Here is a 20,992-nt window from a genome sequence, read left to right as displayed (position 1 = left end):
GTGACGCTGGCCAAGGAGCAGGCGCTCCGCGCGGTGAAGTCGGTGAGCCGGACGGTCGGTCGGTTGACCGCCGGGTCGCGGATGGTGCCGGGATTCCTGATCGTGGGGGCGCAGCGCTGCGGCACCACCTCGCTGTTCAAGACGCTCTCGCAGCACCCCGGGGTGCTGCCGCCCGCCTACCACAAGGGCGTGCACTACTTCGACGTGGACTACCACCGGGGGATGAGCTGGTACCTCGGGCACTTCCCGACCACCGGCAAGGCCGAGGCGGTGAAGGCGCAGCTCGGGGTACGCGGGATCACCGGCGAGTCGAGCCCTTACTACATGTTCCACCCGCTGGCCGGGCAGCGGATCGCCAAGGACCTGCCCTCGGTGAAGCTGCTGGTGCTGCTCCGCGACCCGGTGGAGCGGGCCTACTCCGCGCACTCGCATGAGCTGGCCCGGGGCTACGAGACCGAGCGGGACTTCGAGCGGGCGCTGGCGCTGGAGGAGGAACGGACGGCCGGTGAGCGGGAGCGGATGACCGCCGACCCGACGTACTTGAGCCATCACCTCCAGCACAACGCGTACCTGGCCCGCGGGCGCTACATCGAGCAGGTGGAGCGGCTGGAGGCGCTGGTCGGCCGGGAGCGGCTGCACGTGATCGACAGCGACGACTTCTTCGCCGATCCGCAGCCGTCCTTCGACGCGGTCTGCGACTTCCTCGGCCTGCCCCGGTGGGCGGACATCGCCTTCGGCAAGCACAACTCGCGGTCCCGCTCGCCGATGTCGGCGGAGCTGCGGGCCCGGCTGGAGGACCACTTCGCCCCGTACGACGAGCGGCTGGCCTCCTGGTGGGGACGCGTGCCGTCGTGGCGGCGGTGACCCGGGCGGACGCCGGCGGCACCTCGACGCTGACCGCACCGGCCGGCGGTCCCGGAGCGGGCGCGGGCCTGGGCGGCGCGGCGCGGCAGGGCTTCGCCAACCTGGTCGGGGTGGGCCTGGCCGCGGTGGCCGGCTTCGGGTTGAACATCGTCATCGCCCGGGGCTGGTCGGTCCGCGAGGCCGGCATGTTCTTCGCGGCGACCAGCGCCTTCATGATCGCCGCGTCGGGGGCCCGGCTCGGCACCGACGTGGGGACCGTCTACTTCGTCAGCCGGCACCGGACCCTCGACCAGCGGGACCGGATCCGCGGCACGATCCTCGCCGGGCTGCTGCCGGTGCTGGCGGTCGGCGTGCTGCTCGGCCTGGCCGGCTGGCTGGTCGCCCCGGCGCTGGCCGAGGCCACCATGCCGGAGGCCGGCCCGGGCGCGGTGACCGCGCTGCGCATCCTGCTGGCCTTCGTGCCGCTGGCCGCGTTGAACGACTACGCGCTCGCCGCCTGCCGCGGCTTCGGCCAGATGCGGCCGCTGCTCACCGTGGAACGGCTCGGCCGCACCCTGGTGCAGTTCCTGGCCGTGGCGGTGGCCGCCTGGCTCGGGCTCTCCGCCACCGTCGCGCTGCCGCTGGCCTGGGTGGTGCCCTATCTGCTCGCCGCGGCGGTCGCCCTGATCTGGTTGGGCCGGCTGGTCCGGCGTGCCGGCCGGCACGTGACCCGGCCGGTGCCGGCGGGCGAGCTGGTCGGGCCGTTCTGGCGGTTCACCGGGCCGCGCGCGGTCAGCAGCCTGGCCGCGATCGTGGTGCAGCGACTGGACATCGTGCTGCTCAGCGCCCTGCGCGGGCCGGCCGACGCCGCGATCTACACGGCGGCGACCCGGTTCCTGGCGCTCGGCCAGCTCTCCAGCGTCGCGCTCTCCAGCTCGGTGCAGCACCGGCTGGCCGCCGCCTTCGCCCGCGGCGACCGCGCCGAGGCGCGGCAGCTCTACCAGGCCGCCACCGGGTGGCTGGTGCTGCTCTCCTGGCCGGCCTACCTGGTCTTCGCGGCGTTCGCCACGCCGATGCTGGCGCTGTTCGGCTCCGGCTACGGCGGTGGTCACCGGGTGGTGGTGCTGCTCGCGCTGACCATGCTGGTGGCCACCGGCTGCGGCATGGTCGACATGGTGCTGAACATGGCCGGCCGGACCGCGTGGACGTTCTACAACGCGATGGCCGGCACGGTGCTCAACGTGGTCGCCAACCTGCTGCTCATCCCGCGGTACGGCATCCTCGGCGCGGCCCTGGCCTGGACGGTCTCCATCCTGGTGACCAACCTGGTGCCGCTGACCCAGCTCTGGTGGTCGATGCGGCTGCACCCGTTCGGGACCGGCACCCGGGCCGCGATGGCGCTGGCCGTCGCCGCGTTCGGCCTGCCGCTCGGGGTGGCCAGCCTGCTCGACGCCCCGGCGCCGGTGCTCGCCCTGGTGGCGGCCGGCGGGGCGGCGGCGTACCTGGCCGGCGCCTGGCGCTGGCGGACCACCCTGCACCTCGACGCCCTGCGCGCGCTGCGGCGGGGCCGCAACCGCACCGGCGCGAACCCGGCCGCCCAGTCCTGACCCGTTCCTGCGTACCGATGGGACCCCGATGACCAGCAGCACGCCCCTCGCCCCGCACTCCGGCCTGTCGGCCGTGAAGGCCGCGAAGCTCGCCGCCGTCGGCCTGCTGGCCGACCGGAAGGAACGCCGGGAGCTGGAGCGGCCGGTGGAGGCCGCCAACCGCAAGCTCAGCCTGAAGGTCGAGCGGCCGATCTTCATCCTCGGCGCGCCCCGCTCCGGCACCACGTTCCTGGGCAGCTGCGTGGGCGCGCTGCCGGACGTGTCCTACCACTTCGAGCCCCGGCTGACGAAGGCGGTGGCCCGCTGCGTGTACGAGGGGACCTGGACCCCGCAGCGGGCGGCCCGCTACTTCCGCGGCTACTACGGTGCGCTGCTCGCGGCCTCCGGCCACGGCGGGCTGCGGTTCGCCGAGAAGGACCCGGAGAACTGCTTCATCGTGCCGTTCCTGACCGAGGTCTTCCCGGACGCGGTCTTCCTGCACGTCTACCGGGACGGCCGGGACGTGGCGGTGTCGCACGCCGAGCAGCCGTGGCTGAACGCGGCCTCGACGGGCACCGGCAGGAGCGGCCGGGGCGGCACCCCGTGGGGCGCGGCGCCCCGGTTCTGGGTGGAGCCCGAGCGGCGCGAGGAGTTCAGCCGGGTCTCCGACCTGGGCCGGTCGGCCTGGATGTGGCGCCGCTTCACCGGCAGCGCGCTGGCCCAGCTCGCCGACGTGCCGGCGGAGCGGGTCCGGCACCTCCGTTACGAGGACATCGTCAGCCGCCCGGCCGAGGCGGCCGAGGTGGTCGCCGACTTCCTGGCGGTCGACGACCCGGCCGGCCGGCAGGCGCTGCACGCCCGGTTCGCCAAGGCCCGCCCGAACTCGGTCGGCCGCTGGCGGCAGCGACTGACCGAACAGGACCTGGCCGACGTGCTCGCCGAGGCTGGGCCGCTGCTCAGGGAACTCGGCTACACCGCGTGAGGTCCGCCGCAGCGGTAGAGTGCCAGGGGTCGCCCGCCCGTCCCGGCGTGCCGCTCCGCTGACGCGGGGCCGCCGGGGCCGAGGACCGTGGGGCCGGCGACCATCCTGGGGAGAGGTTGCGGTGGTACGACGGTTACGACGGACGATGGCGGCCGTGTTCGCCCTGGCCTGTCTCGTTCCGGCGGTGGCGGGCTGTGACTTCGGCTCCACCGACGGGCCGGACGGTGCGACGACGGCGGCGGCACCGCCCCCGCCCACGGTGACGCCCCGGACCGGCCCGGTCCGGACCACCGGGCGCGGGCCGGAGCTGCCGGAGAAGGGCGCCTGGGTGGGCGCCTGGGTCAAGCCGCAGTTCCACAACGCCACCGGGCGGGCGGCCTCGTTCGACGAGTTCAACCGCGCGGCCGGCGGCGAGCTGGCCATCGCGCACATGTTCCACGAGTGGAACGAGGCCTTCCCGGGCGCCACGGAGCGGGCCTTCCAGTCCCAGGGGAAGCTCCAGATGATCTCCTGGCAGGGCACCGACACCCGGTCGACGGTCAGCGGCGTCTACGACTCGCTGATCCGGCAGCGGGCCGCGGACGTCAAGGAGTTCGGGGTGCCGGTGCTGCTGCGCTACCGGTGGGAGATGGACCGGCCGAACCTGGCCGCCAGCATGCACTCCCCGGAGGACTACGTCGCCGCCTGGAAGCACGTCCGGGCCATCTTCACCGAGGCCGGCGTCACCAACGCGGCCTGGGTGTGGTGCCCCCACGCCGACGGCTTCGCCGAACCCGACCGGGACGCCGCCGCCTACTACCCCGGTGACGACCAGGTCGACTGGCTCTGCGCCGACGTCTACCCCGGCCCGGAGTGGAACAGCTTCACCGACCGGATGGACCACTTCATGGCCTTCGCCCAGAAGCACCCGCGTCCGGTGGTGATCGGCGAGTTCGGGCTCACCCAGGAGGGCCGGCCCGGCCAGCGGGCCAACTGGATGCGCGAGGTCGGGCCGTACCTGAAGAAGCACCCGCAGATCAAGGCGGCGATCTACTTCGCCGCCCGGCAGACCACGAAACCCCTGTACGACAGCACCTTCGGCAACGACCCGGAGAGCGAGGCGGTGTTCCGCGAGATGGCCACCGACCCGTACTTCAACCCCCCGCCGCCGGACCTCAGTGTCTCCTCGGCGCCACCCTCCGTAGCGGGTCGATGATCTTCCCTCGTCTTTTCGTGTGACCTGGGGCGTTTGCTCGGTCAAAAACCCCGGTCCCGGGTGGACGGGCGGCGGCCGGATGCGAGAAGGTATGGCTCTCACGTCTGCGGTCGGTCGTGCGGCGCCCCACCTCGCGCCGGCACCGGCCATGACCGCAGCGCCTCCGACGTTTCCCCCGGAGTAGCCTGTGCCTTCCTCGATCCTGAGACACCGCTCGGTGTCCGCCCTCGGCGCCGCCGTGCTCGGCATCGCCACCCTTTTCACCCCCGTACCCGCGCTCGCCGCGCCCGCCCCGGACCACACCACGCTGGTCAGCGAGGTGCCGACGGACAAGACGCCGAACATCAACGACGGCAACGTCGTGGCCATCTACGACGCCGGCAGCAAGGTGATCGTCGGTGGTTCGTTCACCAAGGCGCAGAACCGCGGCTCCTCGACCACCGAGGTCACCCGGAAGGGTCTGCTGGCCTTCGACAAGGCCACCGGCAAGCTCGACGAGGCCTTCGCCCCGGTGCTCGCCACCGGCAACACCGAGGACCCCGCGGTCACCGCGATCATCGCCGGTCCGACGCCGGGCACCGTCTACGTGGCCGGCACCTTCAACAAGGTCGGCGACCAGAACTTCCGGAAGCTGGTCCTGCTGAACGTCGCGGACGGCACGCCGGTGAGCACGTTCAAGAACCAGGCGTTCAACGGCACGGTGACCGACCTCGCCCTGGTCGACGGCCAGCTCCTGGTGGGTGGCATCTTCAGCACGGTGGCCGGCACCACTCGCAACGGCCTGGCGTCGCTGAACCCCACCACGGGCGCGGTCACCGACTACCTCACCGTGGCGCTGACCGAGAACCACAACTGGACCAGCACCAACGGCGGCGCGAAGGCCGGCGTCGGCGTGGAGAAGCTGGCCGTCTCGCCGGACGGCAAGCATCTCGTGGTCATCGGCAACTTCAAGAAGGCCAACGGGGTCGTCCACGACCAGATCGTCCGGATCGACCTGGGCGAGACCACGGCCACCATCGCCGACTGGAACACCGCCAGCTACTCGGGGGCCTGCAAGTACACCGCGTTCGACTCGTGGGTGCGGGACGTGCAGTTCTCCCCGAGCGGCAAGTACTTCGTCGTGGTGACCACCGGCGCGTCCTACCCGGGAACGCTCTGCGACTCGGCGGCCCGCTGGGAGACCGCCGCCAGCGGCGACGGGCAGCAGCCGACCTGGACCAACTTCAGCGGTGGCGACACCTTCCTCTCCACCGGCATCAGCGAGGAGGCCGTCTACGTCGGCGGTCACTTCCGCTGGTCGAACAACCCGCTCGCCCGCGACAAGGCCGGCCCGGGCGCGGTGCCGCGGGCCAGCATCGCGGCCCTCGACCCGGCCAGCGGCCTGCCGCTGTCCTGGAACCCGGGCCGCAACCCCCGCGGCTACGGCGTCACCGAGATGCTGGTGACCCCGGAGGGCCTCTGGCTGGGCAGCGACCAGGAGTACATCGGCAACTTCGACTACCAGCGGAAGCGGCTCGCCTTCTTCCCGCTGAGCGGCGGCGCCACCCCGCACTCCACCAGCACCAAGGGCCTGCCCGGCGACGTCTACCAGGCCGGCCGGGCGGCGCAGAGCGAGGTCCTCTACCGGGTCAACGCCGGCGGTCCGGCCATCCCGGCGACCGACGGCGGCCCGGACTGGGCCGGCGACAGCGCCACCGCGCCCAGCGCGTACCACAACACCGGCAACGGCGTCTCGACGTACACGACCAACGCGACGTTCGACGCCACGGTGCCGGCGAGCACCCCGGCGACGCTGTTCAACAGCGAGCGGTGGGACCAGTCCACCGCGCCGGACATGCAGTGGGACATCCCGGTCGCCGCCGGCACCCGGATCGACGTGCGCCTCTACCTGGCCAACCGGTGGGCCGGCACGGCCACGGCCGGCAAGCGCAAGTTCGACGTCAGCATCGACGGCGTGCTCAAGCTGAACGACTTCGACCCGGTGGCCGCCGCCGGCGCCACGGACCGCGGCACCATGCGGTCCTTCTCGCTGGTCAGCGACGGCGTGGTCGACATCGACTTCGGCCGGGTGGTGGAGAACCCGCTCGTCCAGGGCATCGAGATCGTGAAGACCGCGCCGACGCCGGACGCGGCGGACGTCCTCTACCGGGTCAACGCGGGCGGCGACCAGCTGGCCGCGCCGAGCGGCCCGGCCTGGGCCACCGACAGCCTGGCGGCGCCGAGCGCCAACCACAACACGGGCAGCAGCGTCACGACCTACACCACCGACGCGACGCTCGACGCCACCGTGCCGGCCGGCACTCCGGTCGCGCTGTTCAACAGCGAGCGCTGGGACCAGTCCACCACGCCGGACATGCAGTGGGACTTCCCGGTCCCGGCAGGCACCCCGGTCCAGGTCCGGCTCTACCTGGCCAACCGGTGGGCCGGCACGGCCACGGCCGGCAAGCGCAAGTTCGACGTCAGCATCGACGGCGTGCTCAAGCTGAACGACTTCGACCCGATCGCCTCGATCGGCGCCACCAACAAGGGCACCATGCGGGCCTTCGCGCTCACCAGCGACGGCAACATCGACATCGACTTCGGTCGGGTGCTGGAGAACCCGCTGGTCCAGGGCATCGAGGTCGTCAAGCTCCCGCCGGTGCCGCCGGCCACCACGGTGGACAGCATCACCAAGCGGTCGTACGACGGCGCTACCGCGGTGGGCAACGCGACCACGGTGGCCAACTCGGACAACACCCGGTGGTCCACGGTGAAGGGCGCCTTCTGGGTCGGCGGTGACCTGTTCTACGGGGTCAACGGCGACCTCTACAAGCGCTCGTTCAACGGCGAGGCCTTCGGCACCCCGAAGAAGCTCGACCCGTACCACGACGCCAAGTGGGACCTGGTCGTCACCGGCTCCGCGCCGGAGGGCCAGACCTACGCGGGCATGGCGGTCAACTTCTCCGCCGAACTGCCCAACGTGACCGCCATGTTCTACAGCGGCGGCCGCCTCTACTACTCGCTGGCCGGCCAGAGCACCCTGTTCTGGCGCGGGTTCGCGCCCGACACCGGCGTCGTCGGCGCCGAGCGGAGCACGGTCACCGGCACCACCGCCTTCGCCGACGCGAACGGCCTGTTCCTGGACGGCGACACCCTCTACGTCGTCTCCCGCACCACCGGCAACCTCTCCTCGATGGCGTGGTCGGACGGCGCGCCGACCGGCTCCGCCACCGTGCGCAGCGGTCCGGGCGTCGACGACGTGGACTGGCGGGGCACCGCCGTCTTCGTCGGTCCCTGACCCGAGGCGGTACGACACGACGATGGCCCGGCCGGTATCGGCCGGGCCATCGCCCTTTCCGCCGTCGGTTCAGACGTGGGGGGCGGTGTGCTCCCGCGCCCAGACCCGCATCAGGTCGCGTACCGAGATGACCCCGGCGACCTCCCGGCCGTCGAGCACCACCAGGTGCCGGAACCCGCCCCGGGCCATGGCGGCGGCCGCCTCCTCCACCGTCCAGTCCGGGCCCGCGTAGACCACGTCCCAGGTCAGGTGCGCACCGGTGCGTTCGACGTCGGGGTCGAGCCCGGCCCCGATTGCGTTGAGCACGTCGCGTTCCGTCATGATCCCGATCCCCTCGGAATCCGGGTCGATCACGACCGCCGACCCCACCCGGCGGGCCGACATCATTCGGGCCGCCTGGCGGAGCGTGTGCTCCGGGCCGACCACGAGAATCTCGCTGGACATCGCTTCTCGTACCTGCATCACGCATCACCTCTGTGGGACGGCGGCCTCGGTACGGACATGGTGGGCCATCGATGCGGAACGGGACAAGACCGGGCATCGCCATGAACGGCGCGGAATCGCTACTGTCGTGAGGTGCCCACCGAGCCCCTCCGCTGTGCCGGCGCGCTGATCGTGGACGACGACGGCCGCATCTTCATCCAGCGCCGGTCCCCCGAGCGGCGCCTCTTCCCCAACTGCTGGGACATCGTCGGCGGCCACCTCGAACCGGGCGAGGAGGTGCAGGACGCGCTGCTCCGGGAGGTCACCGAGGAGACCGGGTGGACCGTCTCGCACGTGCTCGGCCAGGTCGGCGAATACCGGTACACCGGCGACGACGGACTGACCCGCGTGGAGACCGACTTCCTGGTCCGGGTGGACGGCGACCTGAGCCGGCCCCGGCTGGAGGAGGGCAAGCACACCGAGTTCCGCTGGCTGGCGGAGCGGGACGTCGACCTGCTCGACGAGCACCGGGACGTCAACGACGGGCTGATCCGGCGGATCGCCGAGAACGCCTTCGCCGCCCTGCGTTCGATCGGTCTGTGAGCGCGACCGTTCCGGGTCGCGGCGCGGCGTGGGTTCCGACGCACCGCGCCGGAACGGTCGAGGAGATAACGCTTCCGCCGCACCGGTTCGCGGGGCTGGTCGCCCCGGCGGTCGACCGGACCTTCGTCGCCGGAATGCTGGCCGGCCGCGACGGCGGCGGCGCGGAGCTCAGTTCCCGGTACGGCGGTCCGGCCGCCACCGGCGTCCTGGTGGAGTTCCGCACCCGGCTGGCCGCACCGGGCGGCACGGTGGACGCCGCGGGCTTCGCGGCGGTGACCCGCTACCGCGACCCGGCCGCCAGCCGGCGGGCGCTGGACAAGCAGGTCGCGTACGGGATGATCCAGCGCTTCCCGGACGGCGGCTTCTGCGCCACCGAGCGCGGGCTCGCCTTCCTGGCCGAGCTGTACGGCGTGCACGCCGAGGTGACCGAGGAACTGTGGGCCGGGCACGACGAGCGGGTGGAGCGGTTGGTCTCGGCGCTGGGCCGGGTGCTGGCGGACGCGTTCGTGTCGGCGGGGCCCGGGGCCTTCGCGACCATGGCCCCGCCGCACGAGCCGGTCGGCACCCCGCCCGGGGTGCTGCTGCTGAACCGGCTGGGCACCCTGCGGTACCACCGGGCGGACGCGTACGCGGCGGCGTGGACCGCGGCGGGGCACACCGCGGCGAGCGTCGCCGGGCTGCCCGCGGGGCCGGAGCGGGTCGCGATCGAGCAGGAGACGGACCGCCGGGCGGCCGGCCCGTGGGCGGTGCTCGCCGCCGAGGAACGGCTGGAGATGCTCGCCGACCTGGCCGCCCTGCCGGGCTGAACCACGGCCGCCGGCGGCGCGACGTTATCCTCCACCGAGTGGAGCGGAGTCGAGAAGAGGATGGTGCCGGCATGATCGGGATGGTGCTCGCGGCCGGTGCGGGGCGTCGGCTGCGCCCGTACACCGACACCCTGCCCAAGGCCCTGGTGCCGGTCGACGGGGAGACCACCATCCTCGACATCGCGCTGCGCAACCTCGCCGAGGTCGGGCTGACCGAGGTCGTGATCGTGGTGGGCTACGCGGCGGACGCGGTCCGGCAGCGGCAGGCCGCGCTGGAGGAGAAGCACGGCGTCAGGATCACCCTCGTGCACAACGACAAGGCCGAGGAGTGGAACAACGCCTACTCGCTCTGGCTGGCCCGGGAGCACTTCTCCCGTGGGGTGCTGCTGGTCAACGGCGACACCGTGCACCCGGTGAGCGTGGAGAAGACCCTGCTGGCCGAGCGCGGCCCCGGCATTCTGCTGGCCGTCGACAACATCAAGGCGCTGGCCGAGGAGGAGATGAAGACCACCTTCGACGCGGCCGGCCAGCTCACCCGCATCACCAAGCTGATGGACCCGGGTGAGGCGTACGGGGAGTACATCGGCGCGACGCTGATCGAGCCGCAGGTGGCCGGCGCGCTCGCCGACGCCCTGGAGGCGACCTGGCGGCGCGACCCGAACCTCTACTACGAGGACGGCTACCAGGAGTTCGCCGACCGGGGCGGCGAGGTGCGGGCGGCGCCGATCGGCGACGTCTCCTGGGTCGAGGTCGACAACCACGCGGACCTGGCTCGGGCGTGGGAGATCGCGTGCCGCTACTAGCCCGGACGATCCTCACCCCGCTGCACATCGACGTGCGGCGCGGTGCGGTGGCCGACCTCGCCGCGATCCTCGCCGACGGGCGGATCTCCGCCGGGGGCGACGTGGCGGTGGTGGTCGGTCCCGGGCAGGGTGAGCAGATCGCCGAGCTGATCCGCCCCTCGCTGCGGTCGGCGGACCTGTTCACCGTGGCCGGCGGCACCCTGGACGCCGCCGACGACCTGGGCGCGAAGCTGCGCAACCGGTCGTACGACGCGGTGGTGGGCATCGGCGGCGGCAAGACCATCGACGTGGCGAAGTACGCGGCCACCCGGCGCGGGCTGCCCATGGTCACCGTGGCGACCGCGCTGGCGAACGACGGCATCGCGTCGCCGGTGGCCAGCCTGGTCACCGAGGGGATCAAGGGCTCCTACGGGGTGCACATCCCGATCGCCGTGATCGTGGACCTGGACTTCGTCGAGGCGGGGCCGGAGCGCCACAACCGGGCCGGCATCGGCGACGTGGTGAGCAACATCAGCGCGCTGGCCGACTGGGAGCTGGCCCGGCAGGTCCGGGGGGAGCCGGTCGACGGGCTCGCCGCCTCGTTGGCCCGGATGGGCGCCGAGGCGGTGCTCGCCCACCGGGGCGACATGAGCGACGACAGCTTCGTGACGGTGCTCGCCGAGGCGCTGATCTCCACCGGCCTGGCCATGGCGGTCTGCGGCACCAGCCGCCCGGCCAGCGGCGGCTGCCACGAGATCATGCACGCCGTCGACTCGCTCTACCCGGGCACCGCCTCCCACGGCGAGCTGGCCGGCCTGGGCGCCCTGTTCTGCACCTTCCTCCGGGGCGACGAGCGCCGGCTCATCGAGATGTCGGCCTGCCTGGCCCGGCACGGCCTCCCCCGGCTGCCCGCCGACGTGGGCCTGACCGACGAGCAGTTCGTGGAGGCGGTGCAGTTCGCGCCGGCCACCCGGCCGGACCGCTACACCATCCTCGAACACCTGGCGATGTCGCCTACCGAGACGCGGGACCGGCTGGCAGACTACGCCGGTGCACTCCGCGACCACCTTGGCTGAGCCGTCCCGCCCCTCCGTCGCCGACTTCCACCGGGTCAACCGGGGCGGCGGCCTGTTCAGTGAGTCGATCAGTCAGTGGATCGGCGCGGTCTTCGCGCTGGTCGCCCAGCGCCTGGGGCTGCGGCCGACCGCGCTGACCGTCACCAACCTGGTGCTCGGCCTGGCCGCCTCGGTGACCGTGGTGGCGCTCGCCGACGACGTCGCGGCGGGGTCCGTCCCGGCCTGGGCGGTCGGGCTGGTCGCCCTGGTCGCCTGGCAGATCGCGTACGCGCTGGACTGCGCGGACGGGCAGCTCGCCCGGGTCACCAAGCAGAACAACCCGGCCGGCGCACGGGTCGACGTGCTCTGCGACGTGGCCGCCCAGATCGCCCTGGTCACCGCGCTCGGCGCGACCGTGGTGGCGCAGCGCCCCTCGACGCCCACCTGGTTGGTGGCGGTCTTCGCCGGCACCTGGATGGTCAACCTGGTCACCTCGGTGATGCAGGCCGGCCCGAACGCGGCCAGCATGGTCACCTCGACCTCGTTCCCGGTCCGCCTGGTGAAGCTGGTCCGCGACTACGGCGCCGTGGTCTTCCTGGCCGGCCTGGTCCTGACCGTGGCCCCCGCGCTGACCCTCTGGGTGATCGTCGCCTTCACGATCGTCAACGGCGGCTTCCTCCTGGCCAGCATCGCCTTCTCCGCCCGCGCCTCCCTGCACTGACGGTGCGGCTCGCCCCGCTCAGTGGGCGGTGGGGGTGACCCCGGCGTAGATGTCGATGAGGCGCTTGGTGACCACGTCGGGGTGGAAGGTGCGCTCGTAGCGGGTCCGGGCGGCCGGGGCGAGCGTCGCGGCGCCGGCCCGGGCCAGGGGGAGGGCGGCGGCCAGCGCCTCCGGGTCGGGCGCGACCACCCAGCCGGCCTCGCCGCGCTGCACCCCGGTGGGCAGGGAGACGTGCCCGTCGCCGGGCGCCGCGGTGGCCACCTCGGCCGGGCCGGTGCCGGCGGGCTCCCGGGGGGTGTCCGCGCCGACCAGGTACGGGATGCCGCCGAGCGCGGTGCCGAGCACCGGTCGCCCACTGGCCAGCGCCTCGATGATCACGGTGGGCAACACGTCGTGCCAGGTGGAGGTGGCGAGCACCACCGCGCTGTCGGCCAGCACGGCGCGTACCCCGGCGCGGTCGAGCTGGCCCAGGTAGACCACGTCGGGCCGCTCGGCGGCGGCCGCCTCGGCCAGGGGGCGCAGCTCGCCGTCGCCGGCGATCCGCAGCGGGCCCAGCGACCCCACCGGGTGCCGCCGCCATGCGTTCAGCAGCAGGTCGAGCCCCTTCTCCGGGCTCAGCCGACCCATGAAGAGGAACCCGTCCCCGGGCGGCGCCGGGGTCCCCGGGTCGGGCACCGCATTGGGCTTGACCACGATCCGCTCGTCCGGGATGCCGTAGTCGCGCAGGTGGTCGGCGACCGCGGTGGTGAGCGCGATGTACCGGTCCACGGACTTCCAGGTCGGGCGGTGCACGGCGAGCGTGGTGGCCATCAGGGCGCTCTGCGCCCGGGAGCCCCGGTAGCAGCGGTGCACGATCGCCGGCACCCCCAGCGCCCGGCCCCGGCAGTCCTGGCAGATCACGCCGTCGCGGAAGTAGAGCCCGGAGGAGCAGACCTGGCGGTAGTTGTGCACCGTCTGCACCACGGGCACGCCGCGCTTGTGCGCGGTCCGCACCACCCAGGGCGAGAGCAGCGGGTACGGGTTGTGCAGGTGCAGCACGTCCGGGCGGTGCTCGGCGAGCAGGCGGTCCAGGTCGTGCTGGGCCTTCGGGGCCCAGATCGGCGAGATCGGCAGCAGCGCCTTGGCCGGTTTCGACATCGCGGGGATCTCGTCGGAGCTGCGCAGGAACGGCAGCACCTCCACCCCGGCCGCGGTCAGCTGGGCGATCTCCGCGTCGACGATGGTGTTCTCGCCGGAGGGCTGGGCTTCCCGGTACCGGTTGTGTGCCACCACGATTCTCACGGGAAAGAAGGCTACCTTTGTACGGTGCCTGAACTACCGGAGGTGGAAGCGCTCGCCGGCTACCTGCGCGAACGGGCGGTCGGCCGGCGGGTCGAGCGGTTCGAGGTCGCCGCGATCAGCGCGCTGAAGACGTACGACCCGCCGCCGAGCGCGGTCGCGGGCCGGGCGGTGGTCGGCGCGGGCCGGTACGGCAAGTTCCTGGATGTCCGGTTCGACGAGGGCCTGCACCTGGTGGTCCACCTGGCCCGCGCGGGCTGGCTGCACTACCGGGAGGCGTTTCCGTCGACCGCCCCGCTGCGCCCCGGCAAGGGCCCGATCGCCCTGCGGGTACGCCTCGACGACGGCTCCGGGTTCGATCTCACCGAGGCGGGCACCCAGAAGAAGCTGGCCGCGTACCTGGTGACCGATCCGGCTCTGGTGCCGGGGGTGGGCAAGCTGGGCCCGGACGCCCTCGACGCCGACCTGGCCACCTTCGGCGCCCGGCTGCGCGGGCGCCGGGGGCAGGTCAAGGGGGTGTTGACCGACCAGTCGGTGCTCGCCGGGATCGGCAACGCGTACTCCGACGAGATCCTGCACGCGGCGAAGCTCTCCCCGTTCGCGATCACCGACCGGCTGACCGACGACCAGCTCGCCACGCTGCACGCGGCGACCCGCGCGGTGCTCGGCGACGCGGTGCGGCGCTCGATGGGGCAGCGGGCCGCGGAGCTGAAGGGCGAGAAGCGCTCCGGGCTCAAGGTCCACGCCCGGAAGGGGCTGCCCTGCCCGGTCTGTGGCGACCTCGTGCGGGAGGTCTCGTTCGCCGATTCGAGCCTCCAGTACTGTCCCACCTGTCAGACCGGCGGCAAGCCGCTGGCTGACCGACGGTTGTCCCGCCTCGTACGGTGAGTAACCACACTCTTCGGTTACGGAGAGGAATCGTCCGCGGATCACCGAAGGTCCCACTCCGCACCTCTACCGGGGCCGCCATCCATCGGTATAGTGGCTCGGTCCCCGGCTTCACAACCGACTCGGAGCCGGCCAGATCCTCGCGAGCATCATCGGACGGCTTCTCCCTCCGGGGGCGGTCCGGGCCGGGCCCGCGTGGGAGACTGGGACGGTGGGCGACTCGGGCCCTCACGGCGAGTGAGGGCGCGGGTCATGCGGGAGGACATGGGTTGAGGTGACGACAAGCCTCCAGCGCCCGGTAACCAACACAGGCCGGAGCGAGAGCGTGCGGCACGTCGACAGCTTCGAGATCCAGCCGCCGACTCCGCCGTCGCACAACGGCGTACCCCGGTTGGCGTGGGCTCGCGCCCGACGCCGGGTGTCCCGCTGGCACCGCCCCTACATCGCGATCCTCCTGCTCATCGATTTCGGCGCGGCGGCGCTGGCCAGCTACCTGGCCATCCAGATCTTCCAGCAGGCCGACTCGGGCTTCCGGCACGCGCCCCAGTCGTGGTTCTACACCGTCGCGTTCCTGCTGCTGCCGCTCGGCTGGCTGCTCATCCTGTGGGGCAACCGGGCCTACGACCGGCGCTATCTCGGCCTCGGGCCGGACGAGTTCAAGCGGGTGACCCGGGCCGGCGTGGCGGTCGCCGCCACCGTCTCCTTCATCGCCTTCGCGACGAAGACCTACGCGCTGTCCCGGTGGACGGTCGGCTTCGCCCTGCTCGGCGCGATGCTGCTGATCCTGCTGGGCCGGATGGTGGCCCGGCTGGCGCTGCACACCGTCCGCCGCCGGGTCGGCCAGGCCGGGCACCGGATGGTGCTGGTCGGCACCCTGCCGGAGTGCCTGGAGGTCTTCACCGCGGTCACCCGCAACCCGGGGGCCGGCCTGGTCCCGGTGGCCATCCATCTCACCGACGGGTACGCCGCCGCCCGGGGCATCGAGACCCCGGTGCCGGTCTACGCCGGCCGGGACGTGCTCGCGCTGGTGCGGGAGGTCGGCGGGGACACCATCGCGGTCTGCGGCTCGGCCAGCGCGGAGCCGGGCGAGCTGCGCCGGATGGCCTGGCAGCTGGAGGGCTCCGGTGTCGACCTGGTGGTCGCGCCCCAGCTCACCGATATCGCCGGCCCGCGGGTGCACATCCGTCCGATCGAGGGCCTGCCGCTGCTGCACGTCGAGGAGCCGACCCTGTCCGGGCCGGCCCTGCTCGCCAAGAGCCTGATGGACCGGGTCGGCGCCGGGCTGGGCCTGCTGCTGCTGGCCCCGCTCTTCGCCGCGGTCGCGATCGCCATCCGGATCTCCGACCCCGGTCCGGTCTTCTTCCGGCAGCCCCGGGTCGGGCACGAGGGGCGGACCTTCCGCGTCTGGAAGTTCCGGACCATGTACGTCGACGCCGAGGAGCGGCTGGCCGGCCTGGTCGACCAGAACGAGACCGACGGCATGCTGTTCAAGATGAAGCAGGACCCCCGGGTGTTCCCGGTGGGCCGCTTCCTGCGCGCCTCCTCGCTGGACGAGCTGCCCCAGCTGATCAACGTGCTCTGGGGCGAGATGTCCCTGGTCGGTCCGCGTCCGCTCCCCGCCGACGACGGCGACTTCCTCGGCGACGTCCGGCGCCGGCTGCTGGTCCGCCCGGGCATGACCGGGCTCTGGCAGGTCTCCGGCCGCTCCGACCTCTCCTGGGACGAGGCGGTCCGGCTCGACCTCTACTACGTCGACAACTGGTCGCTGGCCTACGACCTCAGCATCCTGTGGCGGACCGTCGGGGTGGTGCTCGCCCGCAAGGGCGCGTACTAGCGCTTCGGGCCGCCACCCGTCAGGATCGCGGGCGTGGGTGGCAACCTCTCGGCCGTGTTCGGCGTCGTCTCGCTGGTCACCGCGCTGGCCGCGGCGCTGTGGGCGGTGCTGCGGCTGCGCGCCCGCCGGGGCATCGCCACGGCCACCCAGCGGGCCACCTACGAGGTGCTGCACACTGCCGGGCTCGCCGCCGAGCCGCTGCGGGGCGGCCTGAGCGCGGCGGGCGCGACGAAGGCCGTACGCCATCTGCGGGCCCTGGTGGGCGCGGCCGGGCTGGCCCTGACGGACCGGGACACCCTGCTCGCCCTCGACGGGCACGGCGCGCACCACGGCGACCAACTACTCGCGGCGGCCCGGCGGGCGGTCGGCACCGGGCGCTCGACGGTGCTGCGCGAGTCGGAGCTGCACTGCGATCTGGTGGACTGCCCGGTCCGGGGGGCGGTGGTGGCCCCGCTGAGCGCCGACGGCCGGGTGGTCGGGGCGCTGGTGGCGGTGGCCGGCGAGCGGCCCGCCCCCGGCCTGGTGCAGGCGACCCTGGAGACCGCGCACTGGGCCGGCGACCAGCTCGCCCTGGCCGAGCTGGACTCCTCCCGGGAGCGCCTGGCCCGCGCCGAGGTACGCGCGCTGCGGGCCCAGATCAGCCCGCACTTCATCTACAACGCGCTGACCGCGATCGGCTCGTTCGTCCGGACCGACCCGGAACGGGCCCGGGAGCTGATCCTGGAGTTCGCCGAGTTCACCCGCTACTCGTTCCGGGCGCACGGGGAGTTCACCACGCTCGCCGAGGAGCTGCGCTCGATCGACCGCTACCTGACGATCGAGCGGGCCCGTTTCGGCGAGCGGCTCCAGGTGCGCCTCCAGATCGCCCCGGAGGTGCTGCCGGTGACCCTGCCGTTCCTCTGCCTCCAGCCGTTGGTGGAGAACGCGGTCCGGCACGGGTTGTCCCGCAAGCCGGGCACCGGCATGGTGAGCATCGAGGCCCGGGACGCGGGCGCCGAGTGCCACATCACGGTGGAGGACGACGGGGTGGGGATGGATCCGACGACGCTGACCGCCGGCATCGCCGAGCTCGCCGGCGCCGCCAGCGACCCGGCCGACGATCCGGGCCAGCACGTCGGCCTCTCGAACGTCGACGAGCGGCTCCGGTCGGCCTTCGGGGACCGGTTCGGCCTGGTCGTCGAGACCGGCCTGGGCTCGGGTACGAAGGTCAGCATGCGGGTGCCGAAGTTCCACCCCGGGGTCCGGGCGACGTCATGAACGCCGCAACCGGGTTTCTCCGCGTGCTGGCGGTCGACGACGAGCCGCCGGCCCTGGACGAGCTGGCGTACCACCTGCGGGCCGATCCCCGCGTGGCCCGGCTGCACACGGCCGGCGACGCCACCGAGGCGCTGCGGGTGCTGCGCGACGGCGACGTGGACGTGGTCTTCCTGGACATCCGGATGCCGGGGCTGGACGGCATGGAGCTGGCCCGGGTGCTGCGCCGGTTCGCCCGGCCGCCGGCGATCGTGTTCGTGACCGCCTACGACGACGGCGCGGTGGACGCCTTCGACCTGGGCGCGACGGACTACGTGCGCAAGCCGGTGCGCGCCGAGCGGCTGGCCGAGTCGCTGCGCCGGGTGATCGGTTCGCGGGTGGTCCCCTCGCATCCGGCGGCGCTGGCCCGGGCCGAGGAGGATCCGACCATCCCGATCGAGCTGGCCGGGACCACCCGGATGCTGCCCCGCTCGGCGGTGCGCTGGGTGGAGGCGCAGGGCGACTACGCCCGGCTGCACACCGCGGACGGCTCGCATCTGGTCCGGGTCTCGCTGGCCACCCTCGCCGAGCGTTGGGCCGACGCGGGGTTCGTCCGGGTCCACCGGTCCTACCTGGTGCAGCTCAAGCTGATCGCCGAGTTGCGGCTGGTCAACTCCGGCTACGTGGTGGTGATCGACGGGGCCGAGCTGCCGGTGAGCCGGCGGCACACCCGGGAGCTGAAGGACAAGCTGGTCCGCGCGGCCAAGCAGGACTGGAACCGCTGATTCGAGAAATTCTTCCGCCGGTCGGGAATACCCGCCTCTTGTCGTACGCTGTACGGCAGGCCGTACGACAGAGTGGAGGCCGCATGCCCGACAGCCGCTACGACGCCGCGACCGAATTCGACCGTCAACTCGACCGACTGGTGCAGCTCGGCTACCCGGCCCTTGCCGGGCTGACCGAGCACGCCTTCCGCGATCTCCTCACCCCGCTGCGCGCGGCGGCCGTCGCCGGGGCGGCCGACCTGGCCGCGCCCACCGACGGGCGGGTGCCCTTCCTGCTGGTGACCACCCGCGAACTGGTGCCCGTCCAGGAGCGGATCGCACTGACCACGCTCGCCGGCAAGCGGAAGCCCGGCATCCTCGACCGGAACTTCCCCGCCGACGACCTGCCGACGTTCGACCCGATCAAGGAGCTGGAGGTGCCGGCCGGGCCGGCCTATCTGCTCTTCGACGTGGACCGGGGCGAGGAGTACCGGAACCTGCCACCGTCCACCGCGCTGGCGGAGATGACCGCCCGTGGCCGGCTGCCGATCACCATCGACGAGGGCCTCGCCTTCGTCACCGTGCACCCGCCGGCGCTGGCCAGCAACCGGTGCTTCTCGCTGGTCGGCTCCCGCTGCGGGGACAAGCGGGTGCCGGCGCTCTGGATCAGCCAGGGCGCGCCGAAGCTGGGTTGGTGCTGGTTCGGCAACCCGCACACCTGGCTCGGCTCGGCCACGGCCGATCCGGTGCGCGTCGGGCTCGACTGAGCAGTCTGCGGGGGCGGGACCGACAGCGTCCCGCCCCTGCACGGTCAGGAGGCGAGGAGGAAGTGTGTCCAGACGCGCCCGTCCTGCGTCAGGAGCAGGCGGTCCGCCTCCCCGCCCGAACCGGCACGTTCGACGAAAAGCCACGCGTATCCGGGTGCGACGCTGACCGAGGCGACGGGCATGCCGTCCCCTCGTGCCACGGTGAGAGTCTGACCGTCATCCCGGCTGACCCGCATCTCCGCCACGCGGTGACCCTCCGGGCCGGTCAGGGTGATGGCCAGCAGGGACCCGTCCACCCCCACCGTCAGATCCCAGTGCGGCCCCTCGGGCAGGCCGACCAGGGTGGTGGACCAGTGCCTCCCACCATCCGTGGTCCGTTGCAGCTCCACTCCCTCGTCACCACCGGACACGATCTGATAGCCCTCTCGGCTGTCGACCCCCACCAGGGCCAGGAGGTTTTCTCCCGCCGGGGGCGTCCAGGTCGTCCAGGTCGCGCCCCGGTCCATGCTGCGGGCACCGACCGTGGCCCCACCGGTCTCGTACGTGGTCCAGATGCTGCCGTCCGACGCGGGGTAGAGGCTGAAGAGCTGAAGCGGGGTCGGCGGTGGCCCGGTGAGCCGGTAGACCTTTCCCGTCGACGGGTCCACCGCGAGCGGCTCGTCCACGGCCTGGCAGGTGAAGTGGCAGGGGACCGGCCGGGCGGTGGCCGGGAACGCCGGCACCGCGCTGATCGCCTGGTTCGCGTCCTGCCAGGTGCCGCCGTGGTCGGTGGAGAGGCGGCGCAATCCGCCGTCATAGACCAGGTAGATCCCGTCTCCCAGCACGGAATACTCCAGCCCGGCCCGACCGGGCTCGCACCTGGTGGCCTGGTAGCGGGCGTCGTCCCAGTCGGACCAGGTCCGGCCCCCGTCGGTGGTGCGGGCGAAGCGCAGAAGGCAACCGTCGACGCGCACGTCCACCCCGGATTCCGGGCCGGTCAGTGTGAAGTCGCCGGGCTTGCCCGGCAGGCCGCGGCTGGGCGACGGCGAGGTCGGCGCTGTCGACCCGGACCGGGCCGTCTGGGCCACCAGCGGCGTGACGACCAGGGCCGCCAGCAGGGCGAGGGCGGTCGCGCCCAGGCCCCGCGACCGGCGTCGGCGGGAACGCGCCACGGCCCGCAACTCGTCGAGCGGCGGCTGCCGGACGGCCCCGGCGACCGTGTCGACCCGGAAGCCGGAGATCTCACGGTCGGACATCGATCCTCCCGGTGCTGGTGGTGTCGGAATCCCTGAGCCGCTCCGCCAGGGCCTGCCGCCCACGGGAGAGCCGGGACTTCACGGTGCCGGCTGAGACGCCGAGGGTCGCCGCGACCTCGTCCACCGGCAGATCGACCAGGTAGTGCAGTGCGAGCGCGTGTCGTTGCCCCTCGGGCAGCTCGCGCATGGCGGCCAGCAGGGCCAGGTGGTCCGGCGAGCGGTCGGCGACGGCGGGCGGCGGACCGATCCGGAGCAGCAGCCGTTCGAGGACGCGTCGCCGCCGATGCCGGCTGCGGGCGACGTTCACCGCGACCCGCCGCAGCCACGCCTCCGGGTTGTCCAGCCGCGCGAACCGTCCGGGCGCGGCCAGGGCACGGGTGAATGCCTCCTGGACCGCCTCCTGGGCCTCGCTCAGGTCCCCGGTCACGGCGTAGAGCTGGACGACCAGCCGCCGGAAAGAACCGCCGTAGAGCTCGGAGATCAGATCACCGTCGGACACCGTCACCTCCCTTCACATCTCTCCCACTCGTGGCGTGGGCCGAAGGTTCCCGGCGAAACGATCAGAAGCTCCCCTCTACCGGCTCACCCTGGCATCCCCTCCGTCGTCCACAAACAGGCGGCCGTCATCCACCGGGTTGTCCACAGGAGTGAAGCGTTGTCCACACGTTGTCCACAGGGCCGTCCCCCGTGCTCTTGACATTCCCGCTGATCGGGCGAGAC

19 protein-coding genes are annotated in these 20,992 nt (G+C 73.0%); 15 read left to right on the top strand and 4 right to left on the bottom strand.

What is annotated here, in order from left to right; translation table 11 throughout:
- The 5 genes from ACFYPD_RS12530 to ACFYPD_RS12510 all read left to right on the top strand — a co-directional run bounded on the left by ACFYPD_RS12530 (position 1) and on the right by ACFYPD_RS12510 (position 7,883).
- The gene (locus tag ACFYPD_RS12530) at positions 1-864 is read left to right on the top strand and encodes a sulfotransferase family protein (protein ID WP_387112065.1); all 864 of its coding nucleotides are present in this window, start codon (positions 1-3) and stop codon (positions 862-864) included.
- Positions 861-2,450 (top strand): flippase, encoded by a 1,590-nt coding sequence (locus tag ACFYPD_RS12525; RefSeq protein ID WP_387112063.1) that lies wholly within the window; start codon positions 861-863, stop codon positions 2,448-2,450. The genes ACFYPD_RS12530 and ACFYPD_RS12525 overlap by 4 nt, the downstream gene beginning before the upstream one ends.
- A 28-nt stretch (positions 2,451-2,478) precedes the next feature.
- On the top strand, positions 2,479-3,411 hold the full coding sequence (locus ACFYPD_RS12520) for a sulfotransferase family protein (protein ID WP_387112060.1): 933 nt from the start codon (positions 2,479-2,481) through the stop codon (positions 3,409-3,411).
- Positions 3,412-3,556: 145 nt separating this feature from the next.
- Positions 3,557-4,606, top strand: coding sequence for a glycoside hydrolase family 26 protein (locus ACFYPD_RS12515; protein ID WP_387112058.1), 1,050 nt, complete (start codon positions 3,557-3,559; stop codon positions 4,604-4,606).
- A gap of 217 nt (positions 4,607-4,823) precedes the next feature.
- Complete coding sequence (locus ACFYPD_RS12510; RefSeq protein WP_387112055.1) at positions 4,824-7,883, top strand: malectin domain-containing carbohydrate-binding protein; 3,060 nt, start codon at positions 4,824-4,826, stop codon at positions 7,881-7,883.
- 69 nt (positions 7,884-7,952) lie between these two features.
- Here ACFYPD_RS12510 and ACFYPD_RS12505 read toward each other — a convergent pair whose 3' ends face one another.
- Positions 7,953-8,345 carry a cyclic nucleotide-binding/CBS domain-containing protein gene (locus ACFYPD_RS12505; RefSeq protein ID WP_387112052.1) on the bottom strand — a complete coding sequence of 131 codons (393 nt, stop codon included), beginning with the start codon at positions 8,343-8,345 and terminating at the stop codon, positions 7,953-7,955.
- A 114-nt stretch (positions 8,346-8,459) separates the two neighbouring features.
- Here ACFYPD_RS12505 and ACFYPD_RS12500 point away from each other — a divergent pair, with 114 nt between their 5' ends.
- The 5 genes from ACFYPD_RS12500 to ACFYPD_RS12480 all read left to right on the top strand — a co-directional run bounded on the left by ACFYPD_RS12500 (position 8,460) and on the right by ACFYPD_RS12480 (position 12,273).
- Positions 8,460-8,909, top strand: a complete 450-nt coding sequence (locus tag ACFYPD_RS12500; protein WP_387112050.1) for an NUDIX hydrolase — start codon at positions 8,460-8,462, stop codon at positions 8,907-8,909.
- Positions 8,906-9,715: a hypothetical protein gene (locus tag ACFYPD_RS12495; protein WP_387112048.1), complete on the top strand. Its 810-nt coding sequence runs from the start codon at positions 8,906-8,908 to the stop codon at positions 9,713-9,715. Before ACFYPD_RS12500 ends, ACFYPD_RS12495 begins: the two co-directional genes overlap by 4 nt.
- Before the next feature lie 71 nt (positions 9,716-9,786).
- Complete coding sequence (locus ACFYPD_RS12490) at positions 9,787-10,518, top strand: sugar phosphate nucleotidyltransferase (protein WP_387112045.1); 732 nt, start codon at positions 9,787-9,789, stop codon at positions 10,516-10,518.
- The gene (locus ACFYPD_RS12485) at positions 10,506-11,573 is read left to right on the top strand and encodes an iron-containing alcohol dehydrogenase family protein (RefSeq protein ID WP_387112043.1); all 1,068 of its coding nucleotides are present in this window, start codon (positions 10,506-10,508) and stop codon (positions 11,571-11,573) included. The genes ACFYPD_RS12490 and ACFYPD_RS12485 overlap by 13 nt, the downstream gene beginning before the upstream one ends.
- Positions 11,548-12,273, top strand: coding sequence for a CDP-alcohol phosphatidyltransferase family protein (locus ACFYPD_RS12480; RefSeq protein ID WP_387112041.1), 726 nt, complete (start codon positions 11,548-11,550; stop codon positions 12,271-12,273). The genes ACFYPD_RS12485 and ACFYPD_RS12480 overlap by 26 nt, the downstream gene beginning before the upstream one ends.
- 18 nt (positions 12,274-12,291) lie before the next feature.
- On the opposite strand, the gene ACFYPD_RS12475 is transcribed toward ACFYPD_RS12480, so the two are convergent.
- On the bottom strand, positions 12,292-13,554 hold the full coding sequence (locus ACFYPD_RS12475) for a glycosyltransferase (protein WP_387112039.1): 1,263 nt from the start codon (positions 13,552-13,554) through the stop codon (positions 12,292-12,294).
- A 24-nt stretch (positions 13,555-13,578) separates the two neighbouring features.
- Here ACFYPD_RS12475 and ACFYPD_RS12470 point away from each other — a divergent pair, with 24 nt between their 5' ends.
- From ACFYPD_RS12470 to ACFYPD_RS12450, 5 genes are all read left to right on the top strand, one after another.
- On the top strand, positions 13,579-14,439 hold the full coding sequence (locus ACFYPD_RS12470) for an Fpg/Nei family DNA glycosylase (protein WP_387112037.1): 861 nt from the start codon (positions 13,579-13,581) through the stop codon (positions 14,437-14,439).
- A gap of 325 nt (positions 14,440-14,764) precedes the next feature.
- Positions 14,765-16,273 (top strand): sugar transferase, encoded by a 1,509-nt coding sequence (locus tag ACFYPD_RS12465; RefSeq protein ID WP_387112034.1) that lies wholly within the window; start codon positions 14,765-14,767, stop codon positions 16,271-16,273.
- A 33-nt stretch (positions 16,274-16,306) separates the two neighbouring features.
- Positions 16,307-17,530, top strand: coding sequence for a sensor histidine kinase (locus tag ACFYPD_RS12460; protein ID WP_387112032.1), 1,224 nt, complete (start codon positions 16,307-16,309; stop codon positions 17,528-17,530).
- The gene (locus tag ACFYPD_RS12455; RefSeq protein WP_154229174.1) at positions 17,527-18,291 is read left to right on the top strand and encodes a LytTR family DNA-binding domain-containing protein; all 765 of its coding nucleotides are present in this window, start codon (positions 17,527-17,529) and stop codon (positions 18,289-18,291) included. The genes ACFYPD_RS12460 and ACFYPD_RS12455 overlap by 4 nt, the downstream gene beginning before the upstream one ends.
- Before the next feature lie 83 nt (positions 18,292-18,374).
- Complete coding sequence (locus ACFYPD_RS12450) at positions 18,375-19,037, top strand: DUF5701 family protein (RefSeq protein WP_387112030.1); 663 nt, start codon at positions 18,375-18,377, stop codon at positions 19,035-19,037.
- A gap of 44 nt (positions 19,038-19,081) precedes the next feature.
- Here the strand turns inward: ACFYPD_RS12450 and ACFYPD_RS12445 are convergent, their stop codons facing one another.
- On the bottom strand, positions 19,082-20,272 hold the full coding sequence (locus tag ACFYPD_RS12445; protein WP_387112028.1) for a WD40/YVTN/BNR-like repeat-containing protein: 1,191 nt from the start codon (positions 20,270-20,272) through the stop codon (positions 19,082-19,084).
- Entirely contained in the window at positions 20,259-20,771 is a 513-nt protein-coding gene (locus ACFYPD_RS12440) for an RNA polymerase sigma factor (protein ID WP_387112025.1), read from the bottom strand. The genes ACFYPD_RS12445 and ACFYPD_RS12440 overlap by 14 nt, the downstream gene beginning before the upstream one ends.
- Between the last annotated feature and the right edge of the window lie 221 nt (positions 20,772-20,992).

Source organism: Micromonospora sp. NPDC005299 (assembly GCF_042872345.1).
GTDB lineage: Bacteria > Actinomycetota > Actinomycetes > Mycobacteriales > Micromonosporaceae > Micromonospora.
The sequence above is the reverse complement of the archived record's forward strand: the minus strand, read 5'-3'. Positions and strand labels throughout refer to the sequence as shown.

Bases quoted from the DNA above. Each gene is read 5' to 3' on its own strand.
- ACFYPD_RS12520 (WP_387112060.1), top strand. From the start codon at position 2,479: ATGACCAGCAGCACGCCCCTCGCCCCGCACTCCGGCCTGTCGGCCGTG.
- ACFYPD_RS12505 (WP_387112052.1), bottom strand. From the start codon at position 8,345: ATGCAGGTACGAGAAGCGATGTCCAGCGAGATTCTCGTGGTCGGCCCG.
- ACFYPD_RS12455 (WP_154229174.1), top strand. From the start codon at position 17,527: ATGAACGCCGCAACCGGGTTTCTCCGCGTGCTGGCGGTCGACGACGAG.
- ACFYPD_RS12450 (WP_387112030.1), top strand. From the start codon at position 18,375: ATGCCCGACAGCCGCTACGACGCCGCGACCGAATTCGACCGTCAACTC.
- ACFYPD_RS12515 (WP_387112058.1), top strand. From the start codon at position 3,557: ATGGCGGCCGTGTTCGCCCTGGCCTGTCTCGTTCCGGCGGTGGCGGGC.
- ACFYPD_RS12445 (WP_387112028.1), bottom strand. From the start codon at position 20,272: ATGTCCGACCGTGAGATCTCCGGCTTCCGGGTCGACACGGTCGCCGGG.
- ACFYPD_RS12490 (WP_387112045.1), top strand. From the start codon at position 9,787: ATGATCGGGATGGTGCTCGCGGCCGGTGCGGGGCGTCGGCTGCGCCCG.